Origin of the sequence: Pseudoxanthomonas sp. UC19_8 (assembly GCF_042700505.1) — a bacterium.
Classification (GTDB): Bacteria; Pseudomonadota; Gammaproteobacteria; order Xanthomonadales; family Xanthomonadaceae; genus Pseudoxanthomonas_A; species Pseudoxanthomonas_A winnipegensis.
This window is the reverse complement of sequence record NZ_CP170559.1, coordinates 2,688,696-2,702,022: the sequence shown is the minus strand read 5'-3', so window position 1 is coordinate 2,702,022 and position 13,327 is coordinate 2,688,696. Positions and strand designations below refer to the sequence as shown.

14 protein-coding genes are annotated in these 13,327 nt (G+C 69.8%); 13 read left to right on the top strand and 1 reads right to left on the bottom strand.

Features of this window, described 5'->3' with window-relative positions; genetic code table 11:
• Positions 1 to 33: 33 nt before the first annotated feature.
• Complete coding sequence (locus tag ACFJIT_RS12020; RefSeq protein ID WP_379653720.1) at positions 34 to 1,335, top strand: cation:proton antiporter; 1,302 nt, start codon at positions 34 to 36, stop codon at positions 1,333 to 1,335.
• 65 nt (positions 1,336 to 1,400) lie between these two features.
• A complete protein-coding gene (locus tag ACFJIT_RS12015; RefSeq protein WP_130523365.1) occupies positions 1,401 to 1,697 on the top strand; it encodes an FmdB family zinc ribbon protein in 297 nt (98 codons plus the stop codon).
• A gap of 692 nt (positions 1,698 to 2,389) precedes the next feature.
• Here the strand turns inward: ACFJIT_RS12015 and ACFJIT_RS12010 are convergent.
• Positions 2,390 to 3,100 (bottom strand): DUF3011 domain-containing protein, encoded by a 711-nt coding sequence (locus ACFJIT_RS12010; protein WP_379653719.1) that lies wholly within the window; start codon positions 3,098 to 3,100, stop codon positions 2,390 to 2,392.
• A gap of 165 nt (positions 3,101 to 3,265) precedes the next feature.
• Between ACFJIT_RS12010 and aspS the strand changes: the two genes are divergently transcribed.
• The 11 genes from aspS to tolQ all read left to right on the top strand — a co-directional run bounded on the left by aspS (position 3,266) and on the right by tolQ (position 13,327).
• Positions 3,266 to 5,020 (top strand): aspartate--tRNA ligase, encoded by a 1,755-nt coding sequence (gene aspS / locus ACFJIT_RS12005; protein WP_379653718.1) that lies wholly within the window; start codon positions 3,266 to 3,268, stop codon positions 5,018 to 5,020.
• A 96-nt stretch (positions 5,021 to 5,116) separates the two neighbouring features.
• Entirely contained in the window at positions 5,117 to 5,626 is a 510-nt protein-coding gene (locus ACFJIT_RS12000; RefSeq protein WP_379653717.1) for a GNAT family N-acetyltransferase, read from the top strand.
• 64 nt (positions 5,627 to 5,690) lie between these two features.
• The gene (locus ACFJIT_RS11995) at positions 5,691 to 5,966 is read left to right on the top strand and encodes a hypothetical protein (RefSeq protein WP_379653716.1); all 276 of its coding nucleotides are present in this window, start codon (positions 5,691 to 5,693) and stop codon (positions 5,964 to 5,966) included.
• Positions 5,967 to 6,049: 83 nt separating this feature from the next.
• Positions 6,050 to 6,634, top strand: coding sequence for a lipase family alpha/beta hydrolase (locus ACFJIT_RS11990; RefSeq protein ID WP_379655769.1), 585 nt, complete (start codon positions 6,050 to 6,052; stop codon positions 6,632 to 6,634).
• Positions 6,635 to 6,761: 127 nt separating this feature from the next.
• Positions 6,762 to 7,499, top strand: coding sequence for a YebC/PmpR family DNA-binding transcriptional regulator (locus tag ACFJIT_RS11985; RefSeq protein WP_379653715.1), 738 nt, complete (start codon positions 6,762 to 6,764; stop codon positions 7,497 to 7,499).
• Positions 7,500 to 7,657: 158 nt separating this feature from the next.
• Entirely contained in the window at positions 7,658 to 8,170 is a 513-nt protein-coding gene (gene ruvC / locus ACFJIT_RS11980; protein WP_379655768.1) for a crossover junction endodeoxyribonuclease RuvC, read from the top strand.
• Between the two features lie 141 nt (positions 8,171 to 8,311).
• The gene (gene ruvA, locus ACFJIT_RS11975; RefSeq protein ID WP_379653714.1) at positions 8,312 to 8,902 is read left to right on the top strand and encodes a Holliday junction branch migration protein RuvA; all 591 of its coding nucleotides are present in this window, start codon (positions 8,312 to 8,314) and stop codon (positions 8,900 to 8,902) included.
• Positions 8,903 to 8,947: 45 nt separating this feature from the next.
• Complete coding sequence (locus ACFJIT_RS11970) at positions 8,948 to 10,870, top strand: potassium transporter Kup (RefSeq protein ID WP_379653713.1); 1,923 nt, start codon at positions 8,948 to 8,950, stop codon at positions 10,868 to 10,870.
• Positions 10,871 to 10,957: 87 nt separating this feature from the next.
• Positions 10,958 to 11,998, top strand: a complete 1,041-nt coding sequence (gene ruvB / locus ACFJIT_RS11965; RefSeq protein WP_379653712.1) for a Holliday junction branch migration DNA helicase RuvB — start codon at positions 10,958 to 10,960, stop codon at positions 11,996 to 11,998.
• A 52-nt stretch (positions 11,999 to 12,050) separates the two neighbouring features.
• The gene (gene ybgC, locus ACFJIT_RS11960; RefSeq protein WP_379653711.1) at positions 12,051 to 12,500 is read left to right on the top strand and encodes a tol-pal system-associated acyl-CoA thioesterase; all 450 of its coding nucleotides are present in this window, start codon (positions 12,051 to 12,053) and stop codon (positions 12,498 to 12,500) included.
• 53 nt (positions 12,501 to 12,553) lie between these two features.
• Positions 12,554 to 13,327 (top strand): protein TolQ, encoded by a 774-nt coding sequence (gene tolQ / locus ACFJIT_RS11955; protein WP_130515834.1) that lies wholly within the window; start codon positions 12,554 to 12,556, stop codon positions 13,325 to 13,327.

The window sequence follows — 13,327 nt, the reverse complement described above, 5'->3', positions numbered from 1 at the left end:
GCATCCTCGCCCACCCCGCATGAAAGGACCGTCGTGAGCCAAGAACTGATCTACCTGCTGCTGATCTTCGGGCTGCTGGTCATTCCGCGGTTCCTGCAGCAGTTCAAGCTGCCGGCGCCGCTGACCTGCCTGGCCTTCGGCGTGGTCGCCGCGCTGATCATCGGCAAGCCGGTCGAGGACGGAGTGGTGGCGCTGATGGCCTCGCTGGGCATCTCCTCGCTGTTCCTGTTCGCCGGTCTGGAGGTGGATCCCAAGGCGCTGCGCAAGGGCTGGAAGCAGCTGGTCATCCATCTGGTGGCGCGCTCGGCCAGCCTGGCCGTGGTGGCGTGGCTGGCCTGGCGCTATGCAGGGCTGTCCTGGCAGGCGGCCGCGCTGCTGGCGCTGGCCCTGCTGACGCCTTCCACCGGCTTCATCATCGACACGCTGGGCCGGCTGGGGCTGGACGCCAAGGAGCAGTTCTGGGTGACCAACAAGGCCATCGCTGGCGAACTGCTGGCGCTGGCGGCGCTGTTCGTGGTGCTGCAGTCGGCCAGCCCGCCGCTGGAGATGCTGGGCTCGACGCTGGCGCTGCTGGCCATGCTGGTCGGCCTGCCGCTGCTGTTCATCGCGCTGGGGCGCTGGGTGCTGCCGCATTCGCCGGGCGCGGAGTTCTCGCTGCTGGTGATGGTCGGCGTGATCGCCGCCTACGTGACCCATCTGATCGGCGTGCACGATCTGGTCGGCGCCTTCGTCACCGGTCTGGTGGCGCGCCTGCTGCGCCAGCGCATGCCGACGCTGGCCTCGCACGACAACCTGCATGCGGTGCGGCTGTTCGCCAGCTTCTTCGTGCCGTTCTATTTCTTCTATTCGGGCACAAAGGTGCCGGCCGGCGCCTTGAGCCTGGGGGCGCTGGGTGTGGGCCTGGCGCTGACCGCGGTGGTGCTGCCGCTGCGGGTGGGCCTGCTGGCGCTGCAGCGCAAGCTGACCTTCGGCGAGTCCTTCCGCACCGGCCTGCGCATCGGCACGGCGCTGGCGCCGACGCTGATCTTCACGCTGGTGCTGGCCGGGGTGCTGCGCGAGCGCTTCGCCATCCCCGATGCGCTGTTCGGCGGGCTGCTGCTGTATGCGACGCTGACCACGCTGCTGCCTTCGCTGGTGTTCCGCACGCCGTTCGACGTGGATCCGGTGGAGACGGCGCCGGAGCGCTACGCCCCGGCGGCCGGCGGGGCGGCGGCCACGCTGCTGGCGCCGGGGGCTTCGGAGTTCCACCAGGAGCGGGTGCGCGCGGCCGCGCCACCGGCGCAGGACTCGGGTCCGCTGCCCGAGGATGCCGATCGCACCGACCGGACCGCTTGATTCGGCGCCCTCCAGCCCCCACCGTTGGCGCCCGCCATCCGCTAACGCCAACCCCTGTCATCGCCATGCCGATCTACGCCTACCAGTGCACCACCTGTGGCCACAGCTTCGACAAGCTGCAGAAGCTCTCCGACCCCGACCCGGACACCTGCCCGCAGTGCGGCGCGCAGACCGTCAGGCGCCAGGTGACGGCGCCGGCGTTCCGCCTGGCGGGCGGCGGCTGGTACGAGACCGACTTCAAGAAGGACGGCGACAAGAAGCGCAACCTGGTCGAGGGGGCGGGCAGCAGCGCTTCCGGCAGCAGCGAGTCCAAGCCGGCGGCCAGCGAGGCCAAGCCAGCTACGCCATCCAGCGGCGATTGATCGATCGCCTGCTTCGCTGGGCTGCAAGAGGTTCGTCCCTCGATCTTCCGGAGCCCGGCCAGCGCGCTCTGGCTCCGGAAGGGCAGCGGTCCGGCGGGCGGAGGCCGCTTCTCCCTCAATCAGGGCATCCTGCCCTGACTTAAGGCGCTCGGCGTCCTGCCTCGCTGGGCGCGGCCGCCGCCCGCCGGCCCGCTGCCGCGCGCGTTGCTCAGATGGCCTCGGGCCGAAAGTCAAAAGAAGCCCTGATCGATTGCCGCGCAGCCTCGACTCTCTCGGGCGCGTACCCAATCGCCGTGTGCGCCACTGTCTCTTCCGTTCACGCCGCCCTCCTTGTAGAGCGGAGCTTGTGGCAATCCCCTTTCGGGGACTCCGCTGCTCTTCGTTCGGTTCGTGGGGAAGGCCCCAGCGGAGCAAGCTCCGCTCTACAGGTGGGAGCCGCCGTTGGCCAAAACGGTCACACGGGCGGCTCCGATCGAACGATGAGGCGCGGTTAACCGGAAAATCCGCCAGGGGCGGCGGGCCAAGCCGAGGAGCCGCGGCCGGCCAGGTCGAGCCTGCTTGGCGAAGTCCGCCTTACTGACCAGGCATTCGGCGAACGGCGGAGCGCACAAAAGAGAGGCCGGGCGTCAGCCCGGCCTCTTTTGCGATGCCTGCCACGTTTGTCCGCGTGGCCGGATCGACCCTGAAACCGATCAGCGGGCGCCGAAGCGGGCGCGGCAGCCTTCATCGACCCAGATCTGATCGCCGCGCCAGGCCCAGGTGCTGCCCTCGATGCAGGGGCTGCTGGAGAGCTGCTTGACGATCACCGGGCGGCCATTGCGGCGGTCCCAGCCGCAGCTGGTGCGGCGGTTGTCGCTGCTCGAGCAGGTCACGGTGTAGTTGGGATTGGCGTTGCCCCAGCCCGGGTCGCCCGGGGGGCCGCCGCCCCAGCCGCCGCCGCGGCCTTCGGTGAACTCGCCGCGGCAGCCCTGGCTGACCCAGATGTTGCCGCCGCGCTGGCCCCAGCTGCGGCCCTCCACGCAGCGGCTGTCGGACAGCTGGCGCACCAGCACGGCGCGGCCGCGGAAGCCGGTGGCGCACTCGCGGGTGCGGTTGTCGGTGCTTTCGCAGCGCACGGTTCGGCCCGCACCGGGGCGGTCGCCCCAGCCGCCGCCGCGCACGGACACGAAGCGCCCCCGGCAGCCGCGGTCGACCCAGATCACTTCGCCGCGTGTGCCCCAGGTGCGGCCCTCGATACAGGGCGAGTCGGACAGCGCGCGGTCCAGCCGCACGCGGCCGCCAAAGCCGCGGCATTCGCGGTAGCGGTTGTTCTGGCTCTCGCAGGTGACTGAATCCTGGGCGTGGGCCGGCGCGGCCGCATACACGCCCAAGGCAAACAGCAGCACCGCAAACAGTCGCAACATGGCACGGCTCCGGGTGGTCGAGTGGGCCGGACTATACACGCGGCCCCGCCGCCGTCCCGTCAGCCGGCGCGGGCCGCTGGGCCCGCATTTGCCGCGCCCCGGCGCGGGCCGCAAAATAGCCGGCTTTCCCGGCCGCGGCGTGCGGCCTGCCCGGAGTTTGCTCACATGCGTACCCACTTCTGCGGCCTGGTCGATGAGACCCTGATCGGCCAAACCGTCACTCTGGCCGGCTGGACCGACGTGGCCCGCAATCAGGGCGGGGTGTGCTTCATCGACCTGCGCGACCACGAGGGCATCGTTCAGGTCACCGTCGAGCTGGACAACGCCGAGGTGTTCGCCGTGGCCGCCTCGCTGGGCTATGAGGACGTACTGCAGGTCGAGGGCGTGGTCCGCGCGCGCCACGCGGTCAACGACAAGCTCAAGACCGGCAAGGTCGAGGTGATCGCCTCGAAGATCACCGTGCTCAACAAGGCCGCGCCGCTGCCGTTCCATGCGCACGAGAACCCGGGCGAGGACACCCGCCTGAAGTACCGGTATCTCGATCTGCGCCGTCCGGAGATGCAGCGCATGCAGCGCACCCGCATCAAGCTGGTGCAGGCGCTGCGCCGCCACCTGGACGCGCGCGGCTTCCAGGACATCGAGACCCCGATCCTGACCAAGGCCACGCCGGAAGGCGCGCGCGACTTCCTGGTGCCGGCGCGCATGCACCCGGGCGAGTTCTACGCCCTGCCGCAGAGCCCGCAGCTGTTCAAGCAGATCCTGATGGTGGCCGGCTTCGACCGCTACTACCAGATCGCGCGCTGCTTCCGCGACGAGGCCCTGCGCGCCGACCGCCAGCTGGAGTTCACCCAGCTGGACATGGAGTTCGCCTTCGTGCGCGAGCGCGATGTGCAGGACTTCGTCGAGGAGATGATCCGCGCGATCTTCAAGGAGGTCGTGGACGTCGAGCTGGACGCGCAGTTCCCGCGCATGACCTGGGCCGAGGCGATGGCCCGCTACGGCTCGGACAAGCCGGACCTGCGCATCGATCTGGAGCTGGTCGACGTGGCCGAGCTGGTCAAGGACAGCGACTTCGCCGTGTTCACCGGCCCGGCCAACGATGCCGACGGCCGCGTGGCCGCGCTGCGCATCCCCGGCGGTGCGACGCTGTCGCGCAAGCAGATCGACGAGTACGCCGCGCACGCGGCCAAGTACGGCAGCAAGGGTCTGGCCTACATCAAGATCGGCGAGACCGGCGAGATCACCTCGCCGATCGCCAAGTTCTTCGCCGAGGACAAGTTCGCCGCGCTCATCGCACATGTCGGCGCGGGCAAGGGCGACCTGGTGTTCTTCGGCGCCGGTGCCTACGGCAAGGTCTCGGACTTCATGGGCGCCGTGCGCCTGAAGGCCGGCAAGGACTTCGGCCTGGTCCAGGAGGGCTGGCGCCCGCTGTGGGTCACCGACTTCCCGATGTTCGAGTGGGACGAGGAGGCGCAGCGCTACGTGGCCCTGCACCATCCGTTCACCGCACCGGCGGTGGATTCGATCGAGGACCTGAGCGCCCACGCCAGGACCGCGGTCTCGCGCGGCTACGACATGGTGCTCAACGGCAACGAGATCGGCGGCGGTTCGATCCGCATCCATCGCCCGGAGATGCAGAGCGCGGTGTTCGAACTGCTCGGCATCGGCGCCGAGGAGGCGCGCGCCAAGTTCGGCTTCCTGCTCGACGCGCTCAACTACGGCGCCCCGCCGCACGGCGGCATCGCCTTCGGCATCGACCGCATCGCCGCGCTGATGGCCGGCACCGAGTCGATCCGCGACGTGATCCCCTTCCCCAAGACCACCGGCGCGCAGGACCTGATGACCGACGCGCCCTCGCCGATCCCGGACGCGCAGCTGGCCGAGGTGCACGTGCAGGTGCGCGAGAAGAGGAACGAGTGAAGAGGAACGAGGAACGAGTACCAAGCGCTGCTTTGACCGGCTTTCGCCCGTGCTTCTCCACTCGTTCCTCGTTCCTCTCGACTCGTTCCTAGCCCGATGCTGATCCGCCGCGCCACCCTGGACGACGCCCACACGCTCTCCGCGCTGGCCGAGCGCACCTTCGTGCAGACCTTCGGTCACCTGTATCCGCCGGGCGACCTGCGCGATTTCCTGGATGAGGCCTATGCACTGGAGCGCATGCGGATCGTGCTGGCGCATCCGGACTACGCGATCTTCCTGGCCGAGCGCGAGGGCCAGGCGATCGGGCACGCGGCCGCCGGCCCCTGCGGGCTGCCGCATCCGGGCGTGCAGCCCGGCGATGGCGAGCTCAAGCGCCTCTATCTACTGCAGGAGCAGCAGAACGCCGGCATCGGCACGCAGCTGTTCCAGGCCACGATCGACTGGCTGCTGCGCGACGGCCCGCGCCCGCTGTGGGTCGGGGTGTGGTCGCAGAACTTCGGTGCGCAGCGCTTCTACGCGCGGCACGGGTTTGACAAGGTGGGCGAGTACCAGTTCGCCGTCGGCAACGTGCTGGACGACGAGTTCATCCTGCGTCGCCCCGCCTGAGCGCACGGTTGAGCGCGGCCCGCGCTTGGGTCATGCTGCGCCCATCTCCAAGGAGGAATCCGAAATGCAAGGAAGGCGCGCGCTGTTGGCACTGTCCCTGGCCTGCGGGCTGTTGGCCGGCTGCGGGGGAGAGAAGATGATGCGCTGCACGTCGGCCTCGGGCAGCTGGGCCATCGGCCGGGTGGCCGAGCAGGGCGTGCTGGACCGCATCCAGGCCGAGAGCCGGGCCAAGCGCCTGCGCACCCTCGGCGCGGGCGAGACCTCCTCGGACATCGGCATGGACCGGGTCACCGTGCACGTCGATGCCCAGGACCGGATCACCGCGGTGACCTGCGACTGAGCCGACCCGACGCTCGCGCCGACCTGCGGGCGCCGTTGCCATCGGTGCTGGTGCTGCATGGCATCTGGAACGCGCCGCTGTGGATGCAGCCACTGGCCTGGCGGCTGCGACGGGCGGGTTTCGCCGCCGAACCCTTCGGCTATCCCAGCGTCACCGGCGGTCCGCAGGTGGCCATCGCGCGCCTGGCCGCGCACCTGCGCCAGGCGCGCCCGACCCATCTGGTCGGCCATAGCCTCGGCGGGCTGATCGCGCTGGAGACCTTGCGCCGGCATCCGGGCCTGCCCGTGCCGCGCCTGGTCTGCCTGGGATCGCCACTGTCCGGCAGTGCGACCGCGCAGGTGCTCGCGCAGCGCGGCTGGGGCAGCGTGCTCGGCCGTAGCGCGCTGCTGCTGGACCGGGGCTGTCCGCCGTGGAGCGGCCCCACCGAGGTCGGCATGATCGCCGGCGACGTGCCGCGCGGCGTCGGCCGCCTGCTGGCCGGCGTGAACGAACCTTGCGACGGCACCGTGGCCCTGGCCGAGACCCGCCTGTCCGGCCTGGTCGATCACTGCTGCGTGCACGCCAGCCATTCCGGCCTGCCGTTCTCGCCGCAGGCCGCGCGCCAGGTGGTGGCCTTCCTGCGGCACGGGCAGTTCCGGTGCCAGGGTCTGTCATCCCTCCCCGGGTAGGCCGCCAACCCGAAGGTCGGCGCGACCGGCCCGGGGAGGGATGACAGGCCCCAGGCCCCGGCGGCAGGGCGCGCGGCATGGGGTAAAATTGCCGCTTCGTCTCAAGTTCAGCCAACGGAAGTGTGTCATGGGTCGAGGCCCTTCGATCGAAGCCCGCAAGAACGCCATGGACGCCAAGCGCGGCAAGGTGTTCACCAAGATCATCCGCGAGATCAGCGTGGCCGCGCGCGGCCCCGGCGGCGGCGATCCGGCCAACAATCCCGCCCTGCGCACGGCCATGGACAAGGGCCTGGCGGCCAACATGACCAAGGACGTCATGGAGCGCGCGATCAAGAAGGCCACCGGCGAACTGGAAGGCGTCGAGTACGAGACCATCCGCTACGAGGGCTACGCGCCCGGCGGCGTGGCCGTGATCGTGGACTGCCTGACCGACAACCGCGTGCGCACCGTGGCCGACGTGCGCCACGCCTTCGCCAAGTGCGGCGGCAACATGGGCACCGAGGGCTCGGTGGCCTTCATGTTCAGGAAGCTCGGCGTGCTGAGTTTCGACGGCGGCCTGGACGAGGACGCGCTGACCGAGGCGGCCATCGAGGCCGGCGCCGAGGACGTGGTGGTGTACCCGGAGGACGGCGCGATCGACGTGCTGACCACGCCGGAGGGCTTCGAGGAAGTCCGCCAGGCGCTCGCCGCCGCCGGCTTCACCCCCGGCTATGCCGAGGTCACCCTGCGCGCCGACAACGATGTGGCCGTGGACGGCGAGACCGCCCAGCAGGTGTCCAAGCTGCTGGCCATGCTCGAGGACCTGGACGACGTGCAGAACGTCTATTCCAACGCCGATCAGGCCGCGCTGGGCGAGGGAAGCTAGGTGACGCGGCCCGGGGCGCGGCAGGGGAGGGGCCGGGGACCAGGGGCCGGGGCCAGGGAGAAGCCCCGAGCGTTGCACCAGCGCGATCAGTTTTGGATCGGGCGCTTGTTCCTCCTGGTCCCCGGCCTCCGGCCCCTGGTCCCGGCTCCACCCTTCGCATCCTCGGCATCGACCCCGGCTCGCAGCGCACCGGCATCGGCATCATCGATGTCGACGCCGCCGGGCGGGCGGTCCACGTCTACAACGGGCCGCTGGTGCTGCTGGGCGAGGGCGGGTTCCCGCTGCGGCTCAAGCGCCTGCTGCTGGGGCTGGCCGAGCTGGTGGACGCCTGGCAGCCGCACGAGGTGGCGATCGAGCAGGTGTTTGTCGGCAAGAGCGCCGACTCGGCCCTCAAACTGGGCCAGGCGCGCGGCGCGGCGATCAGCGCCGTGGTCCTGCGCGACCTGCCGGTGCACGAGTACGCGCCGAAGCAAATCAAGCTGGCGCTGGTCGGTCGGGGCAGCGCCGAGAAGGAACAGATCCAGCACATGGTCGCGATCATGCTCAACCTGAAAGGCAAGCTGCAGGCCGACGCCGCCGATGCGCTGGCGGTGGCCATCACCCACGCCCACGTGCGCGCCACCGCCGCGCGCATGGGCGTTGACGCCCGTGTGGCGTGGAGCCGGAAATGAGGCCGGAGGTCATGGGCGAGGGACGAGGGGCCAGGGGACGCAGCGAAGCTGCGCTCCTTACATCGCCATGTGCCGCCTGCTTCGCGCTTTCCTCTGGCCTCCGGCCCCTGGCCCTGGCCCCTGCATGCCGGAGGCATGCCCATGATCGGCCGCCTGCGCGGCATCCTCATCGCCAAGTCCCCGCCCTGGCTGGTGATCGAGGTCGGCGGCGGCGTCGGCTATGAGCTGGAAGCGCCGATGAGCACCATCTACGACCTGCCCGAGCTGGGCCGCGAGGTCACGCTGTTCACCCATTACGCGCAGAAGGAGGACAGCGTCTCGCTGTACGGCTTCCTGCGCGAGGGCGAGCGCCGGCTGTTCCGCGACGTGCAGAAGGTCACCGGCATTGGCGCCAAGATCGCCCTGGCCATCCTGTCCGGGGTCAGCGTGGACGAGTTCGCCCGGCTGGTGCAGGCCGGCGACGTCACCGCGCTCACCCGCATCCCCGGCATCGGCAAGAAGACCGCCGAGCGCATGGTGGTGGAGCTGCGCGACCGCGCCGCGGCGCTGACCGGCGGCGATGTGGTCTCGCCCATGAGCGCGCCGGCCGATCCGCAGTCCGAGGCGATCGTCGCCCTGCAGCAGCTCGGCTACAAGCCGGCCGAGGCCCAGCGCATGGCCCGCGACGCGGCCGCCGCCGGCGACGACGCGGCGCAGATCATCCGCAAGGCGCTGCGTTCGGCCCTGCGCTGAAGCGTGCAGGACATCCTCACTTTTTCAGCAGTAGGCTAGCGCCGCATGTCTTCGCCCTCCGCCACGACCTCGACCAGCAACGCGCCCGCCCACCACGGCCACGGCAACCGGGGCATGCCCGGCCTGGTGCTGGGTGCCATCGGCGTGGTGTTCGGCGACATCGGCACCAGCCCGCTGTACACGCTCAAGGAAGCCTTCTCGCCGCACTTCGGCCTGGTCGGCAACCACGACACCATCCTGGGGATTCTGTCGCTGGTGTTCTGGGCGCTGGTGATCACCGTGACGATCAAGTACGTCACCATCATCATGCGCGCCGACAATGACGGCGAGGGCGGGATCATGGCGCTGATGACCCTGGCCCAGCGCACCCTGCCCAAGGGCTCGCGGTCGGCCTATGTGGTCGGCATCCTCGGCATCTTCGGCGCCTCGCTGTTCTTCGGCGACGGCGTGATCACCCCGGCCATCTCGGTGCTGGGCGCGGTCGAGGGCCTGGAAGTGGCGGCGCCGGCGCTGGACCACTGGATCGTGCCGATCACGGTGGTGATCCTGATCCTGGTGTTCATGGCCCAGCGCTTCGGCACCGAGAAGGTGGGCAAGATCTTCGGGCCGATCACCACGGTGTGGTTCCTGGCCCTGGCGGCCATCGGCATCTACAACATCTTCGACGCGCCCGAGGTGCTCAAGGCCTTCAACCCGTTCTGGGCGGTGAACTTCTTTGCGACCCACGGCTGGCACTCGGTGCTGATCCTGGGCGCGGTGGTGCTGGCGGTGACCGGCGGCGAGGCGCTGTACGCGGACATGGGCCACTTCGGCGCCCAGCCGATCCGCTACGCCTGGTACATCCTGGTGCTGCCGTGCCTGATGCTCAACTACCTGGGCCAGGGCGCGCTGGTGCTGCAGGACCCGGCCGCGGTCAACAACCCGTTCTACGAGGCGGTGCCGGACTGGGCGCTGTACCCGATGATCGTGCTGGCCACCATGGCCGCCATCATCGCCTCGCAGGCGGTCATCAGCGGCGCCTTCTCGGTGGCGCGCCAGGCCATGCAGCTGGGCTACATCCCGCGCATGACGGTCAAGCACACCTCGCACGACACCATCGGCCAGATCTACGTGCCGGGCGTGAACTGGCTGATGATGCTGGCGGTGCTGGCCGTGGTCCTGGCCTTCGGCAGTTCCACCGCGCTGGCCACCGCCTACGGCATCTCGGTGTCGGCCACGATGATGATCGACACCCTGCTGCTGGCGCTGGTGGCGCGCGCGCTGTGGCCGAAGTGGCGCACCTGGGTGCTGCCGCTGTGCGTGGTGTTCTTCATCGTCGATGTCGGCTTCGTCATCGCCAACGGCGCCAAGTTCTTCGACGGCGCGTGGTTCCCGCTGGCGCTGGGTCTGGTGGTGTTCACCCTGCTGCGCACCTGGCGGCGCGGGCGCGAGCTGCTGGGCGCGGAGATCCGCAAGGACGGCATCGCGCTGGACAGCTTCCTGCCCGGGCTGATGCTGGCCCCGCCGGCGCGCGTGCCGGGCACGGCGGTGTTCCTGACCGCGCAGACCGGCATGGTGCCGCACGCGCTGCTGCACAACCTCAAGCACAACAAGGTCCTGCACGAGCGCAACGTCTTTTTGACCGTGTACACCCTGCCGCTGCCTTACGCGCCGGCCGACAAGCGCATGAAGGTCGAGGAGATCGGCGACGAGTTCTACCGCGTCATCGTCAAGTTCGGCTTCATGGAGACCCCGGACGTGCCGCTGGCGCTGATGCGCAGCTGCGATCAGGGCGGGCCGTACTTCGATCCGATGGACACCACCTTCTTCGCCAGCCGCGAGAACATCGTGGCCAGCGCCCACCGCGGCATGCCGGTCTGGCGCGACAAGCTGTTCGCCGCCATGCACCGCAACGCCGCCCCGGCCACCAACTTCTTCCGCATCCCCGGCAACCGCCTGGTGGAGCTGGGGGCGCAGGTGGAGATCTGAGGGCGGGGCGTAAGCGAAGCGCAGTGAGCACGCGTCAAAGCAGGCTCGCTTCCCCTCACGCCGCACTCCTGCCCGTACCATAGCCGCATGACCCAGGACCGCATCATCGCCGCCGACGCCACCCGTGAGGACGATGCCCTGGAGGCCTCGATCCGGCCCAAGCGCCTGGCCGACTACCTGGGCCAGCAGCCGGTGCGCGAGCAGCTGGACATCTACATCCAGGCCGCCAAGGGTCGCGGCGAGGCGCTGGACCATGTGCTGATCTTCGGGCCGCCGGGTCTGGGCAAGACCACGCTCAGCCACGTCATCGCCAACGAGCTGGGCGTCAGCCTGCGCACGACCTCTGGCCCTGTGATCGAGAAGGCTGGCGACCTGGCCGCGCTGCTGACCAACCTGCAGCCGCACGATGTGCTGTTCATCGACGAGATCCATCGTCTCTCGCCGGTGGTGGAGGAAGTGCTGTACCCGGCGATGGAGGATTTCCAGCTGGACATCATGATCGGCGAGGGCCCGGCCGCGCGTTCGATCAAGATCGACCTGCCGCCGTTCACCCTGATCGGCGCGACTACCCGCGCCGGCCTGCTGACCGCGCCGCTCCGCGACCGCTTCGGCATCGTCCAGCGCCTGCAGTTCTACGACACCGCCGAGCTGACCCGGATCGTGCGCCGCTCGGCGCAGATCATGGGCATTCCCTGCGAGCCCGAGGGCGCGGCCGAGATCGCGCGCCGCTCGCGCGGCACGCCGCGCATCGCCAACCGCCTGCTGCGGCGCGTGCGCGATTACGCGCAGGTCAGGGCCGGCGGCCAGATCAGCCGCGACACCGCCGATGCCGCCATGGCCATGCTCAAGGTCGATCCGGAAGGCTTCGACGAGCTCGATCGCCGCCTGCTGCACACCATCGTGGAGAGCTTCGACGGCGGGCCAGTCGGCGTGGAGTCGCTGGCCGCGGCCCTGTCCGAAGAGCGCGGCACGCTGGAAGACGTGATCGAGCCCTATCTGATCCAGCAGGGTTTCCTGGTGCGGACCGCACGCGGGCGCATGGCCACGGCCAAGGCCTATTCGCACCTGGGGCTGCAGCCCAAGCGCGACGCCGGGCTGCCGTTCCCGGACTCCGAGGCCTTGTTCTGATGCACCGTAAGGCCTGCCGAATCCCGCGCCCCACAGCGCTCCGGAGCACCCGATGACTGTTGAATCGCCCGCCCAGGCCGTCGCCGATGGGCAACCGTTCAGTATTCCGACAAGGGTCTACTGGGAAGATACCGACGCGGGCGGGGTGGTCTACCACGCGCAGTACGTGGCCTTCCTCGAGCGCGCGCGCAGCGAATGGATGCGATCGCGCGGCCAGATGCAGGAACAGCTGCGCCGCGAACACGATCTGGTGTTCGTGGTGCGCGGCATGCAGTTGGACTTCCTCAGGCCCGCGCGCCTGGACGACCTGCTCACCGTGACCGTGCAGGTGCGCCAGGTGCGGCGCGCCAGCATCGTGTTCGACCAGGCGATCTGGCGCGGGGAGGAACGGCTGCTGGCCGCGCAGGTGAAGATCGCCGCGGTGTCCGCGTCCGCGTTCCGCCCGGTCGGGCTGGACGAGGCGCTGTACCAGGAATTCAAGCTGTTGGAAGTCCCCGCCTGACCCCTTTGCCGCTCCCCCTTCTTTAAAGCGTAGAACCCCCGAGGAAACAACGGATGATTGGATTGCTCCTGGCGCTGCAGGACGCCGTGACCGAGACCCTGCCGCCGGAGGCTGCCGCCGCGGCTGCCCAGGCCACCGCGCAGGCCGCCCACAGCTCCATCAACTACTTCGAGCTGCTGCTCAAGGCCAGCCTGCCGGTCAAGGTGATCGTGCTGCTGCTGCTGACCGGCTCGCTGGTGAGCTGGATCATCATTTTCCGCAAGGCCGGCGTGTTCAAGCGCGCCAACCGCGATGCCGACGAGTTCGAGGGCCGCTTCTGGTCCGGCGCCGATCTGGGCAAGCTGTATGCGGCGGCCACCGATCGCGGCCGCGTGGTCACCGGCCTGGAGGCGATCTTCGAGTCGGGCTTCCGCGAGTTCGCCCGCCTGCGCGACAAGCGCCACACCGATGGGCGCGTGCAGCTGGAGGGCGCCCAGCGCGCCATGCGCACCGCCTACGTGCGCGAGATCGACGCGCTGGAGCGCAACCTGGAGCTGCTGGCCAACATCGGCTCGACCGCGCCCTACGTGGGCCTGGTCGGCACCGTGTTCGGCATCATGGTGACCATGCACGACATGCTCAACAGCGGTGAGCAGGCCGGCATCGCCGCGGTCGCGCCGGGCATTTCCGAGGCGCTGTTCGCCACGGCCATCGGCCTGTTCGTGGCCATCCCGGCGGTGTGGGCCTACAACCGCTTCACCACCCGCGTCGAGCGCATCTCGGTGCGCTATGAAACCTTCGCCGACGAGTTCAGCTCGATCCTGCAGCGCCAGACCGGCGAAGCCTGA

Excerpts from the sequence above, each read along its gene's own strand:
- ACFJIT_RS12015 (WP_130523365.1), top strand. The coding sequence starts at position 1,401 with ATGCCGATCTACGCCTACCAGTGCACCACCTGTGGCCACAGCTTCGAC.
- ACFJIT_RS12010 (WP_379653719.1), bottom strand. The coding sequence starts at position 3,100 with ATGTTGCGACTGTTTGCGGTGCTGCTGTTTGCCTTGGGCGTGTATGCG.
- aspS (WP_379653718.1), top strand. The coding sequence starts at position 3,266 with ATGCGTACCCACTTCTGCGGCCTGGTCGATGAGACCCTGATCGGCCAA.
- ACFJIT_RS12000 (WP_379653717.1), top strand. The coding sequence starts at position 5,117 with ATGCTGATCCGCCGCGCCACCCTGGACGACGCCCACACGCTCTCCGCG.
- ACFJIT_RS11995 (WP_379653716.1), top strand. The coding sequence starts at position 5,691 with ATGCAAGGAAGGCGCGCGCTGTTGGCACTGTCCCTGGCCTGCGGGCTG.
- ACFJIT_RS11990 (WP_379655769.1), top strand. The coding sequence starts at position 6,050 with ATGCAGCCACTGGCCTGGCGGCTGCGACGGGCGGGTTTCGCCGCCGAA.
- ACFJIT_RS11985 (WP_379653715.1), top strand. The coding sequence starts at position 6,762 with ATGGGTCGAGGCCCTTCGATCGAAGCCCGCAAGAACGCCATGGACGCC.
- ruvA (WP_379653714.1), top strand. The coding sequence starts at position 8,312 with ATGATCGGCCGCCTGCGCGGCATCCTCATCGCCAAGTCCCCGCCCTGG.
- ACFJIT_RS11970 (WP_379653713.1), top strand. The coding sequence starts at position 8,948 with ATGTCTTCGCCCTCCGCCACGACCTCGACCAGCAACGCGCCCGCCCAC.
- ruvB (WP_379653712.1), top strand. The coding sequence starts at position 10,958 with ATGACCCAGGACCGCATCATCGCCGCCGACGCCACCCGTGAGGACGAT.
- ybgC (WP_379653711.1), top strand. The coding sequence starts at position 12,051 with ATGACTGTTGAATCGCCCGCCCAGGCCGTCGCCGATGGGCAACCGTTC.
- tolQ (WP_130515834.1), top strand. The coding sequence starts at position 12,554 with ATGATTGGATTGCTCCTGGCGCTGCAGGACGCCGTGACCGAGACCCTG.